Here is a 20,909-nt window from a genome sequence, read left to right on the forward strand (position 1 = left end):
GATTTACGTATCTTCAAAAACAAATAACAACTCCGAATAATTTCTATGACATCCGATTAGTTTTACAATTTAAGGTGTATGATAGTTTATCAGCATACTTCTTTTTTGTATGTATTTTAGAAAAATATTTTGCAACTAGGAGGCCCGTATCGTGAGTAAGAAACGTGAATCCTATTTTGACAATGCTAAATTCATTCTAATCTTTCTAGTTGTATTTGGACACTTCATAAGCCCACACAAAGAAGATAGTGAATCTTTATCTACAGTTTACAACTTTATCTACACCTTCCATATGCCTGCCTTCATTCTTATAGGCGGATTCTTCTCAAAGGGAATTATGAAGAAGGGCTATTTAAAAAAGATTTTCAGAAACTTATTGATTCCTTATTTCATTTTCCAGCTTATTAATTTCGTCATTCTTAGAATCTGGAACGGAACAGAAACCTTCACTATTTTCGACCCATACTGGACTCTTTGGTTCTTATTGAGCATGGTGCTCTGGAATCTCCTGCTTCTTCTAATCATTAAGATGAAGCACCCAGCGATCATGATGATTGTAGCATTGACAATCGGTGTTTTTGTAGGTTATATCCAAGATATCGGAACCTATTTCAGTCTATCGAGAACCTTTGTATTCTTCCCGGCATTCCTTGGCGGCTACCTGTTGAGAAAAGAACACTTTTCGAAAATCCTGCGACCTGAAATACGAATTGCAGCGGGGATGATATTAGTGGGTATGTTTGTAAGTTATTTTTCCATTTTCCCGCAGGAAGCGAAAGATTGGCTGCTCGCGTCATCCTCTTATGAAAAAATGGGTGTTGAATTAGGGCAAGCGTGGTTCATCCGTCTATTGATGTACGGACTGATGGCTCTTGCTACATTCTGTTTCATGGCTATCGTTCCGAGAAGGAAAATGTTCTTAACCCATCTAGGGGCGAGAACGCTTTATGTATACTTATTACATGGATCTATCGTGAAATTGTTCCAGTTTTCACCGTTTTATAACTTAGTGAATGAATCTGGAAACTATTTTGTATTATTAGTCCTGGCAGCGATTGTAACATTGATTTTAGCATCAAAACCGATCATTACACTCGCACAACCGATAATCGAATTGAGGACCCATCTACTCCAGCGTTATATGAACAGAAAAACAGCGTATGTATCATAGATTTACACAACAATCCGAAAATCACGAGTGAAATAATGCGTAATTCGACTTTAAAAGAGCTGCCATTTTTAAGATGATCCTCTCATACTAGACAGAAAAGGATAGCACATCAGTCAGTCTAGTATGAAGGGGACTTAGAAAAACGTATGATATAGAATTTATGATAAAAGCTGCTTATGAAGCGACTTTCAATCTTTGAAAACTATGCGAATACTGCAATTTTACGTGCGATCGATTCTGTTAAACGAGTTGCTACTTTTGGAACAGCCCATTTAATAATTGGTGTTAACATCGCACCCGATAATCCGCCTGCATGGACTTCCACGGTACAAGTCATCATTGTTTTACCATTAACATCTTCTGCAGTAAAGTGACCGCTGCCTGTAAAATTATCTGATAAACCTTTTAGTTCAAACTTAATAGTTGAAGGTTCAATCCATTCGGTAATATCTACCTGCGCTTGTATTGTTTTTTTAATCCCCTTCACACTACCTTCAAATGTCCAAATAGATTGCTTGTCATTTATTATTTCATGTTCTTTATAGGCTGGTACTGTCGTTGCCCATTTTTCAAGATCACTGACATAATCCCAAACTGCTTGTACATCTACTGGAATTTCCACTATATGTGTTCCTATTGCCATGATGATTCCCACTTTCACTATGTATGAATTGTAAATTTGCATTTCTGCAAACTACTATTATTACATAAAAGATATAAACTTACATCACTTATTCTGGGGTCTGATCCCGGTCGAGATACATTGAGCAATTGTAGGGACAGAGTGTCAGGTTCGAGACATAAGTCCTCGTCCCACTCCGAGTGTTATTGGATAATGAATATTAGGGTACGTTCATTTACTTTCATCTGTACTAATCCCCAAAATTTTATTTCAAACAAACGTTTGATTTGCAGTATAACGTTACAGTAACAAGGTTTTTCAAATTCACACAAACGCTTGATTGGATGACTTTTTGAGGTTATCAGAACCGCTGGTATAGTGGTGAAGGGTGTTTATTTAGTATTCTTGAATAGAATTTAGGGACAGAGGGACAGGTTCATTGCCCCAACATACCTTTATCACAATCTCTTTCCGTGTACTTCTTCATCCGCTCCTCAAATAGTCTCTTTTTATCTTCAAAGGTAGGGTCATGTGTAGCTTCATGGTTTTGCTCACGCTCATGAAACCAATCTGGAATGCATTCCTGCCTGATTGGCTTTTTCGTAAATGGGTGCTTCTTTTGTTGTTTATAGGCAAGGCGTGCAGCTTGTACATCATCCAGAGTTTGATAGCCTTTATCCACCCAATCTCTTAGGATTGCCTCGACATAGCTCCAGCGCTTTGAGGCATTTTCTATTGCTAGCTTCATGGCTTCAATGATTAGCTCGTCTGATAGATCATTACTCCAGGCTTGTATCTTTTCCGAGATATAGCTACTGATTGAACCAAATCCATTTTGTTCAAAAAAATTGAACGGATTTTCTTTGTCTTCTTTTTTGCCTGAAGGTTTTGAAGAAGAAGAAGTAGTCTCTGTAGTATTCTTTGTAGTAATCTCTGAAGTACTCTCTGGTATTGGTCTGTTCAAGTTGAACACATCCTCTGCCCAATTTGAACAGCTCGACTGCTCATTTTGAACACATGGGCTGTCCATATTGAGCAGATCATCTGCCTGATTTGAACACATCGTCTGTTCATTTTGGATAGATGGAGGTAATTTTGTTTCTGTAGGAGTAAGATCAAGGTCCACACACTCAATTTCGTTCACTTTCAGGTTTTCGAGATTTTCATAATTGATCGTGTACCATTTTGTCTTATCCATTTTTAGCTTGTTGAAGTGGTCAGAGGATAGTAGACCATCGTTTTCTAAATTTGAGATTGCTCTACGAATGGTGCTTTTCGAGAGGAATGGGATCTGCTTAGCAAGATGGTCATAGGTGAAATACACCCATTTACGGTCCAAACGAAAATTATTCGTTCGTTTTAGCCAATAGTGAATTTGCTGCAAGATAATGCTCTCATTTAAACCAATCAATGTAGCAAGAGAGGGGATAATAAGTAGAGGACTTTCCTCAATTAATAAATTTCCATTCATGTTAGTAATCATCCTTTTTGTGGGACAGAGGTTTCCACGTTTATTTTGTGTTTGGGTCGAGGGGACAGGTCCACTGTCCCACCTGGTTACATACCTAGTAATGTATACGTTTGCATTTTTTCTTGCATTGCAAATTGTAAGATGCACATGCCAGTACGTGTGTGTTGCTTTTGAAGTAGATAATGAGATTCGGTCATGGGTAGTTCTTGGTTATTTTTGAATTGGATAATGGATTGGGTTGTATTGCTTGTTTGTTGGGATGGTACGATTGTTTTTATATGGTGGTAGAATATCCAGTTGCACTCAAACGCGGTAGGTGAGTGAGTGGGAAACGCGAAGATATTTCTTCGGGGATTGATTGGAATAGGTACCTTTTGAATCGCACCTATCAGATGGGTGACAGCCTTGCGTCTGCCTTCGTAAGTTGCGCCGCCTTCTAGGCATGAGGCTTTGATTATTTGGAGTGGTGTTTGTCGGACGTAGATGATTTTGTACTCCTCTTTGACAATCGCTGAGTATTCGATTTCCCTTGCAGGAAGGATTGCCATTGTTTGGGGGTTCACTTCATAAGTGAGTTGAATGTTTTTCATGTGGTTTTCTCCTTTTTTTTGTGGTGGTGTTGCGGGGGATTTTGACTGCTGAAACAGGGTAATCGGTCAATAAAAGTCGTGGATTAATAGTGGAGAAAGAGTGGTAAACTTTTGCATGTCTTATTTCTTTTTAGGATCAGAATTAATAAGTTTTACCATTCTTCTATTCATTATTAGTATATCTTCATGGAATTTCTTAGGGATGTCTTGATGTATTTCATCAAGTTTAAGCATTAACTCGGGATTGTTAAGGTGGCTAATTAAATCGTAATCGCCAAAAAGTTCTCCAGGATTTGAATTAAGTTTAACCCAAATGCTCTGTAGCAAATTGACAGAAGGTAAGCTTTCGCCCCGTTCAACCTCACTTAAGTATTCTGGTGTTATGTCTAGTAACTCTGCTAATCCTACTTGAGTCAATTTTCTACTTTTACGTAACCTTCGAATACTTTGACCAATTGCCTTATCTATCATAAAAATCACCCCTAGGATTAGTAAATCCTAGAAAATATAAAATTGAAACAAGCCAACTGTTTAAGTCGCAGAAAAACCAAACTCATAGTTTTGATTTATGGAAATTTTTTTGGAGTTAAAGTAAATTTCTGTTGTTTAGAGATGGAGGGACAAGTTTCTCGCCCATGATTGCGTTTAACGCTTTTTTCTTTCATTATTAAAGCGATAAGTTTTTAAAAGCGTAGCGGGAACTGTATTGGACAGCCGACTTAAGTAGGAAGAAAGTACTGACAAATGAGTAAATTAATATCTTGGAGGGCTTTGATGTTTATCTTTTCCTTGTCTCATCAGCCCGCCTCCGTCTCGAATAAATTAAGTAAAGGAATAACAGGGGTTAATGTTCATAAAGTTGAACAGGTAGTTTCTAAAGGGGAATTTTCTTTCAGCAAATCACAGAAAAACAAGTCAAAACTATATAGTTGTTTAGTAGAATAGTTCAATAGTAAAATAAGACTAAATACGTTTTTTCAGGAATAGTGGGGAGATATTATGCCAAACAAAACACAAGATGACTCAGTTTTTAAAGAGCTAGAACAAAATTTTAATAATAAAATATCAGCATTAACATTAACCACTGTAAAAAGCAACAATGAGTTAATGCAATTGAACAATGTTAATTCTTTGCAAGAACAAGTGAAAAGTGAAATTCAAGTAGATGTTGAAGAATTATCACAGGTTGCTAGTGATTTGATAGAGAAAAATGCTAGATTGTCAGACCAAGAAGTTGCCATTGAGTTACTTAAAAATATAGCAAGCAACAATAAAAGTAAGACCATGAGAAAATTAGCATCAAATATGATTAATGAAAAGTGGTGGAACAAGAAATGATTAAAGCTGTTCTGCACTTTATTTTAGAGTTTTTCAAGAAATGGTACAAAGAGAACGAAGAAGAAATAAAAAAGTTCTTATGGGAACTACTGATTTCAATAGTGAAAACAACAAGGGAAAGCCACAAAAGGAAATAAACAGAAAATATATAGTGATCAAGCAAAGAACGACTTTTATTGATTGAAGTCGTTTTTATTTTATTCTTTCCCAATACTGATCTTGGTGCCAACCCCATGTGATAATGTTTTGCCGTATTAAAGTTTATGAGATTCAAATGTAATGTTTTAGATAATTTAGTTGCACTTTTTGTCGGGAGAAAGGCCATCTGTACTAATTGGATGATTTTCGAAAATGGCGATTTCAAACAAACGTTTGTTTAAGGGTTTAGGCTAGTGGTAGCATGAAACTTTTGATTCAATCAATCGTTTGTTTGATTTAATTTTGTGAAGAAGAGGGGCATGTGAATGTAGCTGTTATACTCGACTGCTGCTGAAGTTCGACATTTTTATTTTTAAATTGACAATTTTCCTCATGGGGCTTGTTCCATTGTTCCCCTATTTTTCCATCAGAATGAAAATTGGGACAGTGGCCAAGAGGTCCATCGTCCCAATTTTAAATTTTGACATACCGATTGCCATGTCCCCAAAATCCAAATTAACTACACATAACATGAAGTAGGGGGAGACAGGCCTTCGCGGTAAAATCTTATAAGGTTACTTCTTCATTTATCTTTTGTTCGAATGTGACAAGGCTAGTCTTATAGATGACGTTTATTTCTGGTACGATTGGTCATGCAAAACCGAAAAGAGAAGTATTTGATTTTATTGAACAGAAAATGGACCTTGATCAAACCAAAACCGTGTATATCGGGGATAATTTTGAAAAAGATATTATCGGAGCAAAAGAAGCAGGCTGGCAAGCGATCTGGGATGAATCATCGTAAGAAAGATTTACCGACTAATGCTGCCTATAATCCAGATAAAGAAGTACAAAGTGCCAAGGAGTTATTAGAATTATTTGCGTAGGGACAGGTCCCGTGTCCCACTCCAGAACTGTAAGGATAAATGTTTGGGTATTATTTTTTTACCTTCACCTTTACCAATCGCGAAATTTTATTTCAAACAAACGTTTGATTGGTGCTTTAAGACAACAGCTACAAGGATTTGAAATTTTAAACAAACGATTGTTTGAATGGTTTAATGAGTGAATTTGAACTGCTGTTATAGCGGTGAAAGGTGTGTATTTAGTATTTTTGAATAATTAATTAGTCGCTTTTCGGGCAGCTACAAATTCCGTATTGAATAAATCATGTGAAGAGGTTTCATCCTAAGCTTAGATCAATAACTCGCATAATGGGGGTAAGACTTATCACTTTAATTTTTGGTAAATTGCTGGATTAGTATGTTAATAGTATTGGAATACTTACTCTTATGGTAAAATTATAGTGCAAATTACCTATTATTCAAAAGGTGTATCGATTTCATTTTAGGGGAGATTATCTTGGCAACAAACTCTTTAACAGAAAGTAAAATGACACAAGTATTAGATTGGGCATATGAAAAGGCAGTTAATGGTTTACCAGGAACTGAAACCGCAGCGGAGTTGGCAGATAGCTATTTAAGGAAGAATTCATCCGTCGAGAAGGCTATTGATAGTTTAATCCGTTGGCAAAATGCTAAAGGAGCAACAAGTGGTTTTCTAACTGGATTAGGCGGACTCATTACGTTGCCAGTAGCTATCCCGGCAAATGTTGCTTCAGTTATGTATGTGCAAATTAGGATGATTGCTACGATAGCTCATATGAGGGGTTATGATTTAAAAGATGACCAAGTTAAAACGTTTGTATTTGTATGCTTAACTGGACAAGCTGCCACTGATATTCTAAAACAGGCAGGTGTAAAATTTGGCACGGCTCTTGCTAAAGAAGCAATAAAAAAAATACCTGGAGAAGTAATTAAAGCAATAAATAAAGCAGTTGGATTTAGACTTGTAACGAAATTTGGACAAAAGGGAATTGTAAATTTAGGAAAAGCAGTGCCCCTTGTTGGTGGAGTTATTGGTGGAGCTGTTGACGGTATAGGAACTAATACCATCGGAAAGACAGCTAAGAAGGTTTTTGTTTAAGTAGGGACAGAGGGACAGGTCCCTCGTCCCAAAGAAAGAGAAATATAGTTTCATAGTTGAAACGAACTTGTTATAATAGAATACCAATAGCCCGATTAGTAGCAATGTGTACTAATCGGGCTATTTTTGAAATCGTTGATTTCAAACAAACGTTTTATTAACGGTCTAGACCAGTGATACCAACTATTTTTCGATTCAATCAATCGTTTGTTTGTGCGGCCGAGCAAGGTCGTAACATATAGCGGGTGGGATTCCCGTCGAGAAAGAACTAGCCACTCACTCGTAGCGAGTCTTGGAGGGCTAAAAGTAACATTCTTTAAAGCTAAGGTTGAAAAACTTTAATCTAGAAATAGCTGAAGATAAAAGTAAAATTATTGCCTTCGGCAGGTTTGCGAAAAAACGATACAAGACGAAAAGGACTGGAAAAGCAGCTACTTTTGATTTTTTTGGTTTCACTCACTATTGTGGTAAATGCCAAGAAGGAAAGTTCCGTGTGAAGTGAAGAACTAGTTTTGAGAAAAAAGGTTTTTGATTTTAGCTGTTATACTATTTAATTGGCATTCTGACATATGGATGGCGAGCCTATCCCATGTCCCACAATGAATAGCCCCAATTAATCTTAGGATGAAGAAGGTTTTTTAATTTTTAATAAATACGGTTTTGATAGATGTAAAGAATTCAATTGCAGCTTGACCTTGTTCACGGGAATGAGAGCTTGATTGTTTCATCCCACCAAATGGTGCTTGCGGTTCGGCTCCAGTTGATTCAGCATTTACACGAACTAGACCAGCCTCAATGTCATTAATAAAAGGAAGAATGTTCCCAATGTTTTTCGTGAAAATTGAAGCGCTTAGTCCAAATTTTGAATCATTTGCTGTAGCTATTGCCTCTTCCGCTGTTTTGACCTTAATTAGGGCTAAAACAGGTCCAAAAATTTCTTCCTGAGCAATTGTCATATCGTTTGTTACATTATCAAAGACTGTCGGTACAATAAAGAATCCATCTTCTAAGTTATTACCTTCCGCTTTTTTTCCCCCATAAATTAATGAAGCACCTTCTGCAACACCCTTTTCAATAAATGAAAGAACTGTACGAAACTGGCTTTCACTTGAACAAGGCCCAAGCCATGTTTCTTCATTTAAACCATCACCAATTTTTATTTCTTTAATTTTATTGATCAGCTCGTTTTTAAATTCTTCATAAATCCCCTCCTGGACAATCACGCGACTTGTTGCAGTACATTTTTGTCCTGTTGTTCGTAGTCCACCACTAATTGTTGCTTCTACGGCTTGATGGAGATCAGCATCATCAAGAACAATAGCAGGGTTTTTTCCGCCCAGTTCAAGCTGGTACTTGGCACCACGTTTGAATGCACCGAGTCCAACCTGTTTTCCAACCTTATCTGACCCAGTGAATGTGACTCCATTAACATTGGGATGATCGACAATGCCCTGCCCAATTACACTTCCGGAACCAGTTACCATATTTACTACACCATCAGGGAAACCGGCTTCGTGAAAGCATTCAATGATTTTCGCTGCAGTCACAGCCGTTTCTTGCGCGGGCTTAAAGACAACTGTGTTCCCATAAATAAGAGCAGGTGCCATTTTCCAAATTGGAATGGCAACGGGAAAATTCCAAGGAGTAATAACACCAACAACACCAAGTGGAGCACGTGTTGTAAACATTAAACCATCTGCGTCTGAAGACGGAATGACATCGCCAATTTTACGTAATCCTTCTCCTGCGTAATAACGAAGAATAGCTACTCCACGTAATGTTTCACTTCTAGCCTCTGGGTATGTTTTTCCCATTTCCATCGTCATCGTTTTTGCGATATCGTCCACACGAGATTCAATAAGATTTGCAACATTATAGAGGTAATCTCCGCGAGTAGAGCCAGCTAATTTTTTCCACGAAAGCAAAGCATCTTTAGCAGCTTCAACGGCATTATCGAGATCTTCAATTGAAGATTGTTGAACATAGCCTACGATTTCATTGATATTCGCGGGATTGACACTTTCAACGGTTTTATTTTTGGCACTGCTAACCCAGGAACCATAAATATAATTTTTATAGATTGGAATCATTGTTACAACATCTGTACTCATATACTCAAATCCTTTCAGAATATTCTGTTGTACTTTATTTATCTTATAGGGTAATATTGCACTATCAAACGATTAAATGCGTCAATAATTTTTTAACACTGTAAATTTCAGGAAAACATATTTTGATCAAAATATAAAACTATGGGAGGGAACAATGAATACTATTTTTATTGCGGGTCACGCACGTCTGCCATCTGGAATGGCTGCAAAAAGTGTTTATGAAACGTTAACCATAACAGCTGAAATTGATAAAAAATATGGTGTAATCGTAACAGCAAATTGTACATTAGCAACTGAGCATGGTAGAGAATTTATTCAACAATTGTTACGTGGACATAGTTTACGGGACGGCATTAATGAACCTGTTGAAAAATTAAAAAAATATTATTTAGGAAAAGCTGGTGCGGCACTGGCATCTGCTTTAAATGATTTATATAAACATTACGAGAACTATAGTAGTCTTAAAGACTTAGAAGAATAAATATCCCAAAGGAAGGCCTCATCTAAAATTTAAGGTGAGGCCATTTTGGATGAAAAAAATTAATACTGACTTACCAATTCCTCATTCCAGGCTGGTAACATTTTGTTTAACTTTTTGTCTTCACGATAGCCGAGAACATACTCAGCTTGCATAATCGTATGAATCTCACGGGTTCCTTCATATATTACAGGGGCTTTAGAATTACGCAGGTATCTTTCAACAGGATATTCATCTGAAAATCCATAAGCACCATGTACTTGCACAGCATCATCAGCAGCTTGATTCGCAAAATCACATGCTTGCCATTTTGCCAAAGAGGTTTCACGTGTGTTTCGTTTACCCTGGTTTTTTAACTCACCTGCACGGTATACAAGTAGGCGGCTCATTTGTAATCCCGCCTCCATTTTTGCAATCATTTGCTGGACGAGCTGATGTTTGCCAATTGGTTTTCCAAACGTTTCTCGTTCGTGACAGTACTTCACACTAGCCTCTAAGCAAGCCATAATTTGTCCAACTGCTCCAGCAGCAACTGTAAAACGTCCATTATCTAAAGCAGACATGGCTATTTTAAAACCGTCCCCTTCTTCGCCAAGTAGGTTTTCCTTAGGTACTTTTACATTTTCAAAGAATAATTCTCCTGTGTTTCCTGCTCGAATTCCAAGTTTTCCTTTAATCGCTTTCGATGAGAAGCCCTCCCAAGAACGATCCACTATAAATGCGGAAATACCTTTATGTCTTTCAGATTTATCGCCTGTATAAGCAAAAACAATGAAGTAATCAGCCACATCACATAAGGAAATCCAAGTTTTCGAACCGTTTAATACATAATAATCGCCATTTTTTACAGCAGTAGACTGTAAAGCTGCAACATCGGATCCAGCTGATGGTTCAGTTAGACCAAATGCGCCTATTTTTGTTCCTTGGGCCATTGGAGTAAGATATTTCTTCTTTTGTTCTTCTGTACCCCATTGTAAAATCGTCATACTATTAAGTCCGGTGTGAACAGAAACTGCTGTACGAAAGGCTGTATCTCCTCTTTCCAATTCCTCACAAACAATTGCGAGTGAATTGTAGTCCATTCCACTACCACCGTATTCTTCTGGAATACATACCCCCATTAGTCCTAAATTAGCCAGTTTAGTAAATATAGAAGGATCAAAATATCCTTGACGGTCCCATTCTGCAATATAGGGCATAATCTCTTTGTCTGTAAAATTCCTTACCGTTTGTCTCAACATTATTTGTTCTTCTGAAAATTCAAAGTTCATTAGATTCATCTCCTATTTATTTTCAATTTTTGATTGTCTTAATATTTCATTATTATGTTCACCCGGATTTGGTGGGTGATATCTTACCTTTACGGGAGTTCTTGATAACTTCAAGGGACTTCCAATTAATTTAATAGGTCCAGCACTCGGATGCTCAATGTCTATAAACATATCCCTTTCAATTAATTGAGGATCATTTACAACCTCATCGAGACTTTGGATTGGGCCGAAGGGAATATTATTGTTATTGCACATTTCTTTCCAAAAGGCTGTTGATTTAGTTGCTAAAACCTCCTGCAGCATTGGAATTAACTCTTCCTTATTGCTTACTCGATTTGGATTAGTATTAAATCTCGGGTCCACACCTACATGAGGTAGTTCTAGAATCTTACATAATGCCTTAAATTGATTGTCATTGCCAACAGCAATCACTATTTGACCATCCAGTGTTTGGAAAGATTGGTAAGGAACTATATTAGCATGTTGATTTCCAATTGGAGTCGGTATTTTTCCTGACATCAAAAAGCTGCTCCCAATATTAATCAATGCGCTTACTGCAGAATCGTATAAGGAAATATCAATTTTTTGGCCTTTGCTAGAATTATTTCTCTCAGATATTGCAGCAAGAATACCGATACACGCATATAAACCTGTTAAAATATCCGTAATGGCAACTCCATACTTTTGTGGTCCTGATTGTTTGTCACCAGTTACACTCATCAATCCACTCATCGCTTGAATAATAAAATCGTATCCTGGCATATGTTGATAGGGTCCAGTTTCACCAAATCCAGTAATCGAGCAATAAATAATGGATGGGTTGATAGATTTAATTACTTCATAATCTAGTCCTAAACGACTCATTGTACCAGTTTTGAAATTATTAATAATAACATCGCTTTCTTCAACGAGTTCTTTAATGATTTCTATGCCCTCTGGTGTCTTTAAATCTACTGTTATACTTTTTTTGTTTCGATTCGCACAAATATAATATGCGCTTACATCATTTTGAAAAGGGGGACCCCATTGTCGTGTATCGTCACTTCCTCCTGGAGCCTCCACTTTAATTACATCTGCACCTAAATCTCCAAGAACCATTGTACAGTAGGGGCCAGCTAGAACGCGTGATAAATCAAGCACTCTTATTCCGCTTAAAGCACCATCCATAACAAATCCTCCTTTCCGTGACAATCTTGAATAAAAAAAGCCAGCTCAAATTGATTACAGGTAACTGTAATTCAATAATGAACTGGCTTTTAACTGTTGGATCAGTTCTGGGTTTGAACTGTGAACAGAATAGGCAGTGTATTAACTTTAGTCAAATAAAATGAATGTTTATTATTATCACACATTATATTTCTTTCTTAATCCTTTGTAAACACTTACATTGGATTTTCTGAAAAATTTTGATATGAATTTTGTAAAACACGTAGGTTTCATATCAATTATAAGGCTAATTAAATAGAACTATATCCTCCATCAATAACTAGTTCCGTACCTGTGACATATTTCGATTCGTCAGAGGCTAAATATAAAACACCGTAAGCTATATCTTCTGGTTCACCGAAAACTTGTGGAAGCATAACATTATCTTTTAACGTTTCTGTTAAATAATCTAGCGCTCCATCTAGCATTGGAGTTTTAATTACACCAGGGTGGACTGAATTTACACGAATATTATATTTACCTAGTTCGAACGCTGCTTGTTTTGTAAGTGATCGAATGGCACCCTTGGTAGCAACGTATGGAGCATCGTCACCAGTAGCAATCGAACCTCCTCTTAATCCAGCAATAGAAGAAATATTAATGATGGATCCCCTGCCATTTTTCTTCATTTCAGGAATGACAGATTTCATCCCGATAAAAACGCCTTTTGCATTAACTTCCATCACTTTGTTCCAATCATCAAGGCTTGATTCCTCTAGGCTTTTTCTTGTCATAACAGCAGCATTGTTAATTAGAACATCTATTTTCCCGAACTTTATAATTGTTTCTTGGACTATATTTTTCCAGTCAACTTCTGACGAAACATCGGCTTTTAAGGCAACTGCACTACCGCCATTGTTATTGATTAGTTGTACTTCCTTTTCTAGATCCTCATATAACAAATCAACAGCAACGACATTTGCACCTTCTTTTGCTAACAATTGTGCCTCAATTAATCCTTGTCCCCTAGAAGCACCAGTAATGATTACTACTTTTCCTTCAACTCTACCCATTAGATCCCTCCTAGTTTTTAAGAATTTAAGAATAATTAACATTATAAGTATGTAATCAAGTATTGTAAAGGTTCAAAACTTCTAGCAATTTAATTAATTACAAAACTTCAAAATATTCTGGTTTATAGTAATATATATGTTATACGGCAAATTACTGAAGTTAGGAGATGATGAATGTTGAATAAAATAAATAAAGAATTCACTTCTGAAGTTCAAATACTAAAGGAAAAATTAGACCAATTAGAAATCAAACATAAAGACCTTCAAAATATATTGGAACACTCGTATGACGGCGTTGCATTAACAAATAGTGAAGGTGTTACAGTTCAGGTGAATAAAGCGTGGGACAGGCTTACGGGATTAAAGAGGGAAGATGTATTAGGAGTACCGATGGAAATATTGGTAAAACGGGGTTACTTTAGTGATTCGGTGACAATGAAAGTAATAGAGAGTAATCGCCCAGTGACTATCATGCAAAAAATGAAATCTGGAAAACAAGCAATCATGACAGGAAGTCCTGTATTCGATAATAGTGGCAAATTGTATCAAGTAATAATTAATATACGTGATGTAACGGAATTATACCAATTAAAAGAAAACCTAGAGAATAAAGAGAAATTAGCAGAAAGATATCATACAGAGATTTCTCAAATTAAACTGTACCAAAATAATCCGGATGACATCGTTGCCCAAAGTAAAACAATGCGTGATCTATTGGATCTTGCTTCAAGGGTTGCAAGAGTAGACAGTACAGTGATGATAACAGGAGAATCGGGTGTTGGAAAAGGTGTAGTAGCAAGGTTTATTCATAAAAGTAGTAAACGTGGGATTGCTCAACCGTTTATTACTGTCAATTGCGGGGCAATTCCACATGAACTATTGGAATCTGAATTATTTGGTTATGTAGGTGGTGCATTTACAGGAGCAAATAAAAGTGGAAAGCCAGGAATGTTTGAATTAGCTAACGGGGGCACCTTATTTCTTGATGAAATTGCAGATCTCCCATTAAAACTGCAGGTTAAGCTGCTTCACGTTTTGCAGGAAAAAGAAATGACAAGAGTTGGTGGAACAACCCCGATAAAGTTAGACTTAAGAGTAATCTCGGCAACTAATAAGGATTTATTAAATTTGATTGGTGAGGGAAAGTTTAGGGAGGATCTCTATTATCGATTAAATGTTGTTCCGTTAACGATCCCTCCCTTACGATTACGAAAAGAAGATATTTTACCTTTAGCTGCTCATTTTCTAAATGTTTACAACCATAAGTATTCTATGAATAAAAGTATTTCGGCTGAATTACTTGATACGATGATTGATTATGACTGGCCGGGTAATATAAGAGAGTTATCCAATATAATCGAAAGAATGATGGTTACGACAAACAGTGATGTTTTATATCATTATATTTTTCCAATTCATTCAAAAGAAGTGTTTAATCCGCATCTAGACCATGTTACTGAGGATGAAGTGATGACACTTAAAGAAGCATATGACCACTTAGAAGCTAACCTAATCACAAGAGCTCTTGAAATAGGTAAAACACAAGTAAAGGCGGCAGAAATTCTTGGGGTTAGTTTAAGTACCTTCCTACGAAAGGCAAAACGCCTAAACGTATTATGAAGTATCAAAAATGACATGTCATTTTTGATACATTTCCAAATCTGACATGCAAGTATGTTCCCATAAGTCATATTTTACAAGAATCAAAGTTTGGCACGATTATTGCATAATAAATTCCTGAAGTGATTTTTAAAAAAAGAAGGAGGTGGATGAATGGAAAAGAACTTCTGGGAGTGGAGTCCAACTTTCAAATTAAATCCTGGTAAATCTGCATTGATTGTGATTGATATGCAGAATGGATTTATAGAAGAGGGTTCGCCACTTGAAGTACCAATGGCACGAGAACAAGTCCCAACTCTGAAAAGATTAATTTCATACTGTCGGGAACATGATATTCCCATATTTTTTACCGCTTTCTGTGTTGGCCCAGATGCAAATTATGATTTTTATTGGAAAATTGCAAAACAGAGGGGGCTCAAACTTGAAGCACCTTATTGTGAGTTTTGGGATGGAAAATATGAGACAGATATTTTTTCAGAGCTGAAGCCATTACCAAATGAAAGGGTTATTAAAAAATACGGTTATGATTGTTTTGCTGAAACTACACTTGATGCGAATTTACGAGCATTAGGTGTTACAGATTTATTAATTACTGGAACCGCTTTAAATTGGTGTGTAGATAGTACAGTTAGAGCCGCATATCATAAACGTTACCAAGTTACTGTAATTTCGGATGCTGTAAGTTCTTATGAACATGCGGGAGGGACTGCGGATGAATGGCATAAGATGGAACTTAATATGTTTGCGGAGGCTTTTGGTAGGGTAACAACCTCAGAAGAAGCAATGAAAGAAATGGATAGTTTTCTCCACATAACCTAGCAAATGATACTACAAAGAGGGGGGAGTCGATGGCAAGGATTGCCTTAACTAATATCGGAAAAATTGTAAGTGGTGATCTTAACAATCCAATTGTTAACGGAGATACCATCGTAATCAATCAGGGTTTAATCGAAGGAGTAGGATCAACAGCTATTTTACAAGGACTTGAAGTAAATGAAATGATTGATGTTAAGGGAGCCATTGTAACACCTGGTTTCATTGATAGTCATGCTCATCCTGTAATCGGTGACTTCACTCCAAGACAAAGTACTGTTAATTTTCTTGAAGGTTTCGTTCACGGTGGTGTCACTTCAGTTATTTCAGTAGGTGAGGTTCATACTCCGGGGCGGCCAACTGACCCAGCCGGGGTAAAAGCTTTAGCGGTGTTAGCACATAAATCTTTTTCAAATTTTCGTCCTTTGGGAATTAAGGTACATGGTGGAGCACTCATTTTAGAAAAAGGATTAGTCGAAAAGGATTTTAAAGAAATAGCTGATGAAGGTGTATGGCTAGTGGGTGAAGTTGGTCTAGGCAGTGTAAAAGAACCAAAAGATGCAATTCCAATGGTGCAGTGGGCGAAAAAATATGAAATGAAAGTGGCTATGCATACAGGGGGTATATCAATCCCTGGAAGTTCAGTCGTAACCGCGGATATGGTTATGAGTGTGAATCCAACTTTATCTTCTCATACGAATGGTGGACCAACGGCAATTCCAATAAGCGAAATTGATAAATTAATCGATGAAACGGAAATGCCTTTGGAAATTGTACAATGTGGAAATATTAAAGCGGCAGATCATATCGCGCGAAGATTAAACGAAAAAAATCAACTAAATCGACTGGTCATTGGAAGTGATGCACCGTCAGGAAGTGGAGTTATTCCGTTAGCTATTTTAAGAACCATATCCCAAATATCTGCAATATCTAATATACCTGCAGAAAAGGTTATCGCTTGTGCGACAGGTAATACAGCTAAGCTTTTTGGTTTAAATACATCGATGATTGCAGTAGGTAGAGAGGCTGATCTTATCATAATGGATACTCCTATTGGTTCATCGGGTCATGATGCTCTTGCTGCAATTGAATGTGGGGATATCCCGGGGATTGGAATGGTAATGATTGATGGTAAGATTCGAATTAAGACAAGTAGGAATACACCACCACCATTAAAAGAACCATTATTCCATTCTACAAGTTTAGTAGAGTCCCACTAGGCAAACTTTTTTTCAGAACAATTTTGGTTAAGGGAGTGGTTAAGATGGAAATTAGAAAGATTTATACCTTTGTTGACGAAACCTTTAGTGACCAAGGGCAAAATGCCGATACACCACTACGCAAAGTTGCAGTTGTAGCGGTAGTTAAAAATCCATATGCAGGAACTTATCAACAAGATTTAAGTTATCTTATAGAGCAAAGTAAAGAAATCGGACAGAAAATTGGAAGCATGGCTGCCCAGGCGATGGAGCCATATCCAGTTGAGAGCTATGGAAAAGGTGCTGTAGTTGGATTAGCCGGTGAACAAGAACATGGGGTAGCATTGTTAACCGATGTATTTGGTAATGAATTACGAAATGCAGTAGGTGGGGGGATAGCTTGGATTCCATCTATGAAGAAAAGAGCGGGTGCAGGATCTACCATAGATGTTCCATTGGCTCATAAGGATGCCCTTTATGTTCGATCACATTTAGATGGGATTTCGATTACATTACATGACGCTCCTTTAGATGATGAAATTGCAGTGATTGCAGTCGTCGCAAATGGTGGAAGACTCAATTCTCGATTAGGGGGATTACTTAAGGAGAATATTGAAGGGAAAGATGGTTTAAGGTAGTTTTTAAAAAATACTTTAAAAACAAATGGGGGTTTTTTAATGAAAGCTAAAAAAATGAGTACACTGGTATTATTCCTTCTTCCTATTGGTGTTGCAATGAATTTTATTGGTTATCAGCTTGCGACCTTATTGAAATTACCGTTAACAATTGATGCAATTGGAACAATTGTAGTTGGTGCAACATGCGGACCATTAGCAGGTGCAATTGTAGGGCTCGTTACAAATCTTATTAATGCTATAAGTGTTCCAACATCTGCATTTTATGCCCCAATAAGCATCTTATTTGGTATAGCTGCAGGAATGCTAGCAAGAAAACGTGTATTTACTCACTTTTTAAAAACACTCCTAACATTTATCGTGTTTGCTGCTTTGGGAGCCGGTTTAGGTACTGGTATAACGTGGGTTGTTTATGGTTTTGATTGGGGAACACATTTAACCCATGTACTATTAGGTATTCCATTACATGAAGTTTATGGGCTTCCAATTTTCTTAGCGCAGCTTTTATCAGCTTTAGTCTTTGATTCCGTAGATAAGATTATTACAGTTCTGGCAGTTTTCTTTATTCTTAAATCATTACCTCTCCGTTATCTAACTAAACTACCTTATGGAAAATACTTTTTAGATAAAGATGATCATAACAATAGCATTCAAGCATAAGAAATAAACAAAAATGTAAGTGCTTTCAAATATTTTTCAATATTAATTAAATATGAAAGAGAGAGCAGCCCTCTCTCTTTCATATGAACCTTAAATAAGGGGGGTAAACATGTATAGTGATTTTATTAAAAAATTTATAGACTATCAAACTTATGATAATTGGTTCTTAAATTTGAATCCACTAACTAAGTTGAACTTCTTTCTTGCATTAGGAATTTTGTCAATGGTATTTAAAGACTGGAAAGTAGGTTTAGTAATTTGTTTGTTTTATTATTTAACATCTCTTTATGTGAAAAAGTTCAAACCATTTAATTCCATTTTCTCTAAAGTAATTATTTTTATCGGAGTATGGACCATTTTTCTCCGTTTAATCACAACGGATGGCGAAACTGTATTTTTTGAAATATTTGGATGGAAATGGACAGTAGAGGCATTAGAAAATGGATTAGATATGGCATTTTTTCTTTTAGGATTTTCAGGTGCAATCATTTTATTTTTTGTGACAACCCCAATGCGGGATCTCATGTACTCTTTAGAAAAAAAAGGAGTATCTCATGCAGGATCTTATGTGATGCTGTCTTCATTTCAAACAATCGCTGATTTAAGGAAAAATTTAAATACCATCTTTGAAAGTCAAAAAGCACGGGGAATTGAAACGGAAGGAAGCTTATTCCAACGCTTCAAGGCTTTTTTTCCAGTGCTAAGCCCACTAATGCTAGGAGCAATCTCCTCAACGGAAGAAAAGAATATTGCGATGAATGCAAGAGCATTTTCAGTAAACACAAAGCATTCATTTTTACGTGAACTACGTCCTATGCCTTCATGGGAAAAAGGTATTCTTGTATTGATTAACGTTGGATTTATAGCAGCGATATGTTTGAAAATCTATCAATCATTTTTTGTATAAATAGGGGGGATGATGGTGACGGCTGATATTAAATTAAAGAATGTTAATTACAGATATCCTTTAAGTAAAATATATGCTTTGCAAGAAATTAATTGTAAATTTGAACCCGGTAAATTTTATGGAATTATCGGTGAAAATGGAGCGGGAAAAACGAGTTTGTGTAATTTAATAAGAGGGTTAATACCTCATTTTTATAATGGGGAATTGTCTGGAGATATCTTAATTAATGGAACGGATGTAAGAGAACTGGATGATTCTAAGCTGGCGGTTAATATTGGTTATGTATTTCAAAATCCATATACCCAAATCAGTGGCATCAAGGAAACTGTATTTGAAGAAATTGCGATGGGACTTGAAAATTTGGGTGTAGAAAAAATGGAAATGATAGATAGAGTGCTTTCTGTAAGTAAACAATTAGAAATTGAAAATCTTTTGGATAAAAATCCAAATGCATTATCTGGTGGTCAAAGGCAACGTGTAGCGTTTGCTTCAATTATTGTGATGGATGCCCAAACAATGGTTATTGACGAGCCAACAAGCCAACTAGATCCAGAAGGAACACAGAATGTTTTTGATATTATTCACATGCTAAAAGAAACTGGAAAAACGATTATACTCGTAGAAAATAAAATAGATTTAATCGCACAGTATAGTGATGAAGTAATTGTGATGGAAAAAGGAAAAATCGTAATAAATGGCCCAACCGAAAAAGTCCTTTCAAACCGTGATCTTCTGAAACATAAGGCAGGCATCCCCATTGTGGCTCAATTTGGGCACGCGATGGAAGATGAAGGTAAATCATTAAGCAAAATCCCCATTACTGTAAACGAGACAATTCATTTGATTAAAGAAAGAATAGAAAGGGGGAGCTACATTGGCAATTGAGTTAAAAAATGTATCATTTGCTTATCCAAATGGTCATTTAGCTAATCAAGATTTAAATCTTACCATTAATGACGGGGAATGTGTTGCAATTATTGGGCAAAATGGCGCTGGTAAAACGACAGCAGTAAAATTGATGAATGCCCTATATAAACCGACCAAAGGCGATGTCTTTGTAAATGGAATAAACACGAAGAGTAAGACAACCGCAAAAATTGCTAAATATGTAGGTTATGTTTTCCAAAACCCTGATGAACAGATATTTAATAAAGATATTATTACGGAACTAGAATATATGCCGCGCTATCTTAAGTTGGATGAAAGTGAGATTCGTAGGCGTGTTGATAAAGCAATTGAGTTAACCCAAATTGAAGAATATGTAAATAGCAACCCTTATGATATACCCTATCCAATACGTAAGTTTGTGACCATTGCATCGGTAATTGCAACGGAACCTAACTATATAATTCTTGATGAACCCACTGCAGGACAGGATGAAAGGGGTATGCAGATTCTAAAAAATATTATAGCGAAATTGGAAAGCGAAGGTACAAGTGTCATTACGATTACACATGATATGGAATTTGTAGCAAATAATTTTACACGTGTGATTGCAATGGCCAATAAACAAATAATTGCTGATGATACCCCTAAAAATATTTTTTGGAATGAATCTGTAGTAAAAGAGTCCCGAATAAAAAAACCTCAGATGGGTGAGGTTGCTAAACAATTGAATTTGCCTGGCAAGATCCTTCATATCAATGAGTTAGTGGATGCAATTAAGTAGTGTGCAGGAGC

General features: G+C 36.5%; 21 protein-coding genes. 13 read left to right on the top strand and 8 right to left on the bottom strand.

Going from position 1 to position 20,909, the window contains the following annotated elements; translation table 11 throughout:
* Positions 1-151 precede the first annotated feature (151 nt).
* Positions 152-1,171, top strand: coding sequence for an acyltransferase family protein (locus V7097_RS09435; RefSeq protein ID WP_335703351.1), 1,020 nt, complete (start codon positions 152-154; stop codon positions 1,169-1,171).
* Between the two features lie 202 nt (positions 1,172-1,373).
* Here the strand turns inward: V7097_RS09435 and V7097_RS09440 are convergent, their stop codons facing one another.
* From V7097_RS09440 to V7097_RS09455, 4 genes are all read right to left on the bottom strand, one after another.
* Positions 1,374-1,814 (bottom strand): CoxG family protein, encoded by a 441-nt coding sequence (locus V7097_RS09440; protein ID WP_335703352.1) that lies wholly within the window; start codon positions 1,812-1,814, stop codon positions 1,374-1,376.
* A gap of 415 nt (positions 1,815-2,229) precedes the next feature.
* Positions 2,230-3,264, bottom strand: a complete 1,035-nt coding sequence (locus V7097_RS09445) for a DnaD domain-containing protein (protein ID WP_335703353.1) — start codon at positions 3,262-3,264, stop codon at positions 2,230-2,232.
* Between the two features lie 86 nt (positions 3,265-3,350).
* Positions 3,351-3,854 carry a competence protein ComK gene (locus V7097_RS09450; RefSeq protein WP_335703354.1) on the bottom strand — a complete coding sequence of 168 codons (504 nt, stop codon included), beginning with the start codon at positions 3,852-3,854 and terminating at the stop codon, positions 3,351-3,353.
* Positions 3,855-3,974: 120 nt separating this feature from the next.
* Positions 3,975-4,325: a helix-turn-helix domain-containing protein gene (locus V7097_RS09455; RefSeq protein ID WP_335703355.1), complete on the bottom strand. Its 351-nt coding sequence runs from the start codon at positions 4,323-4,325 to the stop codon at positions 3,975-3,977.
* Between the two features lie 528 nt (positions 4,326-4,853).
* On the opposite strand from V7097_RS09455, the gene V7097_RS09460 reads away from it, so the two are divergent.
* From V7097_RS09460 to V7097_RS09470, 3 genes are all read left to right on the top strand, one after another.
* Positions 4,854-5,192: a hypothetical protein gene (locus V7097_RS09460; RefSeq protein WP_335703356.1), complete on the top strand. Its 339-nt coding sequence runs from the start codon at positions 4,854-4,856 to the stop codon at positions 5,190-5,192.
* A gap of 763 nt (positions 5,193-5,955) precedes the next feature.
* A complete protein-coding gene (locus tag V7097_RS09465) occupies positions 5,956-6,135 on the top strand; it encodes an HAD family hydrolase (RefSeq protein WP_335703357.1) in 180 nt (59 codons plus the stop codon).
* A 557-nt stretch (positions 6,136-6,692) separates the two neighbouring features.
* Entirely contained in the window at positions 6,693-7,316 is a 624-nt protein-coding gene (locus V7097_RS09470) for an EcsC family protein (protein ID WP_335703358.1), read from the top strand.
* A gap of 638 nt (positions 7,317-7,954) precedes the next feature.
* Here the strand turns inward: V7097_RS09470 and gucD are convergent.
* Entirely contained in the window at positions 7,955-9,427 is a 1,473-nt protein-coding gene (gene gucD, locus V7097_RS09475; protein WP_335703359.1) for an alpha-ketoglutaric semialdehyde dehydrogenase GucD, read from the bottom strand.
* A gap of 154 nt (positions 9,428-9,581) precedes the next feature.
* Between gucD and V7097_RS09480 the strand changes: the two genes are divergently transcribed.
* The gene (locus V7097_RS09480; protein WP_335703360.1) at positions 9,582-9,908 is read left to right on the top strand and encodes a DUF3870 domain-containing protein; all 327 of its coding nucleotides are present in this window, start codon (positions 9,582-9,584) and stop codon (positions 9,906-9,908) included.
* A gap of 59 nt (positions 9,909-9,967) precedes the next feature.
* Here the strand turns inward: V7097_RS09480 and V7097_RS09485 are convergent, their stop codons facing one another.
* The 3 genes from V7097_RS09485 to V7097_RS09495 form a co-directional block, all read right to left on the bottom strand.
* A complete protein-coding gene (locus V7097_RS09485; RefSeq protein ID WP_335703361.1) occupies positions 9,968-11,176 on the bottom strand; it encodes an acyl-CoA dehydrogenase family protein in 1,209 nt (402 codons plus the stop codon).
* A 12-nt stretch (positions 11,177-11,188) separates the two neighbouring features.
* A complete protein-coding gene (locus V7097_RS09490; protein WP_335703362.1) occupies positions 11,189-12,343 on the bottom strand; it encodes a CaiB/BaiF CoA transferase family protein in 1,155 nt (384 codons plus the stop codon).
* A 290-nt stretch (positions 12,344-12,633) separates the two neighbouring features.
* Positions 12,634-13,395 carry an SDR family NAD(P)-dependent oxidoreductase gene (locus V7097_RS09495; protein WP_335703363.1) on the bottom strand — a complete coding sequence of 254 codons (762 nt, stop codon included), beginning with the start codon at positions 13,393-13,395 and terminating at the stop codon, positions 12,634-12,636.
* A 174-nt stretch (positions 13,396-13,569) separates the two neighbouring features.
* Here V7097_RS09495 and V7097_RS09500 point away from each other — a divergent pair, with 174 nt between their 5' ends.
* From V7097_RS09500 to V7097_RS09535, 8 genes are all read left to right on the top strand, one after another.
* The gene (locus tag V7097_RS09500; RefSeq protein WP_335703364.1) at positions 13,570-15,015 is read left to right on the top strand and encodes a sigma-54 interaction domain-containing protein; all 1,446 of its coding nucleotides are present in this window, start codon (positions 13,570-13,572) and stop codon (positions 15,013-15,015) included.
* 153 nt (positions 15,016-15,168) lie between these two features.
* Positions 15,169-15,834 carry a cysteine hydrolase family protein gene (locus V7097_RS09505; RefSeq protein ID WP_335703365.1) on the top strand — a complete coding sequence of 222 codons (666 nt, stop codon included), beginning with the start codon at positions 15,169-15,171 and terminating at the stop codon, positions 15,832-15,834.
* 29 nt (positions 15,835-15,863) lie between these two features.
* Positions 15,864-17,048, top strand: a complete 1,185-nt coding sequence (locus tag V7097_RS09510; RefSeq protein WP_335703366.1) for an amidohydrolase family protein — start codon at positions 15,864-15,866, stop codon at positions 17,046-17,048.
* Positions 17,049-17,092: 44 nt separating this feature from the next.
* A complete protein-coding gene (locus V7097_RS09515; protein ID WP_335703367.1) occupies positions 17,093-17,665 on the top strand; it encodes an amino acid synthesis family protein in 573 nt (190 codons plus the stop codon).
* 39 nt (positions 17,666-17,704) lie between these two features.
* The gene (locus tag V7097_RS09520) at positions 17,705-18,322 is read left to right on the top strand and encodes an ECF transporter S component (protein WP_335703368.1); all 618 of its coding nucleotides are present in this window, start codon (positions 17,705-17,707) and stop codon (positions 18,320-18,322) included.
* A 109-nt stretch (positions 18,323-18,431) separates the two neighbouring features.
* Positions 18,432-19,229 (top strand): energy-coupling factor transporter transmembrane component T, encoded by a 798-nt coding sequence (locus V7097_RS09525; protein WP_335703369.1) that lies wholly within the window; start codon positions 18,432-18,434, stop codon positions 19,227-19,229.
* Between the two features lie 15 nt (positions 19,230-19,244).
* Positions 19,245-20,114, top strand: a complete 870-nt coding sequence (locus V7097_RS09530; protein ID WP_335703370.1) for an energy-coupling factor ABC transporter ATP-binding protein — start codon at positions 19,245-19,247, stop codon at positions 20,112-20,114.
* Positions 20,104-20,898 (top strand): energy-coupling factor ABC transporter ATP-binding protein, encoded by a 795-nt coding sequence (locus V7097_RS09535; RefSeq protein WP_335703371.1) that lies wholly within the window; start codon positions 20,104-20,106, stop codon positions 20,896-20,898. Before V7097_RS09530 ends, V7097_RS09535 begins: the two co-directional genes overlap by 11 nt.
* Positions 20,899-20,909: the final 11 nt, after the last annotated feature.

The organism is Bacillus sp. JJ1562 (genome assembly GCF_036962705.1).
Taxonomy (GTDB): Bacteria; Bacillota; Bacilli; order Bacillales; family Bacillaceae_L; genus Ferdinandcohnia.

Coding starts and splice junctions, on each gene's coding strand:
- V7097_RS09445 (WP_335703353.1), bottom strand. CDS start 3,264: ATGAATGGAAATTTATTAATTGAGGAAAGTCCTCTACTTATTATCCCC.
- V7097_RS09495 (WP_335703363.1), bottom strand. CDS start 13,395: ATGGGTAGAGTTGAAGGAAAAGTAGTAATCATTACTGGTGCTTCTAGG.
- V7097_RS09510 (WP_335703366.1), top strand. CDS start 15,864: ATGGCAAGGATTGCCTTAACTAATATCGGAAAAATTGTAAGTGGTGAT.
- V7097_RS09515 (WP_335703367.1), top strand. CDS start 17,093: ATGGAAATTAGAAAGATTTATACCTTTGTTGACGAAACCTTTAGTGAC.
- V7097_RS09450 (WP_335703354.1), bottom strand. CDS start 3,854: ATGAAAAACATTCAACTCACTTATGAAGTGAACCCCCAAACAATGGCA.
- V7097_RS09525 (WP_335703369.1), top strand. CDS start 18,432: ATGTATAGTGATTTTATTAAAAAATTTATAGACTATCAAACTTATGAT.
- V7097_RS09520 (WP_335703368.1), top strand. CDS start 17,705: ATGAAAGCTAAAAAAATGAGTACACTGGTATTATTCCTTCTTCCTATT.
- V7097_RS09460 (WP_335703356.1), top strand. CDS start 4,854: ATGCCAAACAAAACACAAGATGACTCAGTTTTTAAAGAGCTAGAACAA.
- V7097_RS09490 (WP_335703362.1), bottom strand. CDS start 12,343: ATGGATGGTGCTTTAAGCGGAATAAGAGTGCTTGATTTATCACGCGTT.
- V7097_RS09440 (WP_335703352.1), bottom strand. CDS start 1,814: ATGGCAATAGGAACACATATAGTGGAAATTCCAGTAGATGTACAAGCA.
- gucD (WP_335703359.1), bottom strand. CDS start 9,427: ATGAGTACAGATGTTGTAACAATGATTCCAATCTATAAAAATTATATT.
- V7097_RS09500 (WP_335703364.1), top strand. CDS start 13,570: ATGTTGAATAAAATAAATAAAGAATTCACTTCTGAAGTTCAAATACTA.
- V7097_RS09480 (WP_335703360.1), top strand. CDS start 9,582: ATGAATACTATTTTTATTGCGGGTCACGCACGTCTGCCATCTGGAATG.
- V7097_RS09455 (WP_335703355.1), bottom strand. CDS start 4,325: ATGATAGATAAGGCAATTGGTCAAAGTATTCGAAGGTTACGTAAAAGT.
- V7097_RS09485 (WP_335703361.1), bottom strand. CDS start 11,176: ATGAACTTTGAATTTTCAGAAGAACAAATAATGTTGAGACAAACGGTA.
- V7097_RS09465 (WP_335703357.1), top strand. CDS start 5,956: ATGACGTTTATTTCTGGTACGATTGGTCATGCAAAACCGAAAAGAGAA.
- V7097_RS09505 (WP_335703365.1), top strand. CDS start 15,169: ATGGAAAAGAACTTCTGGGAGTGGAGTCCAACTTTCAAATTAAATCCT.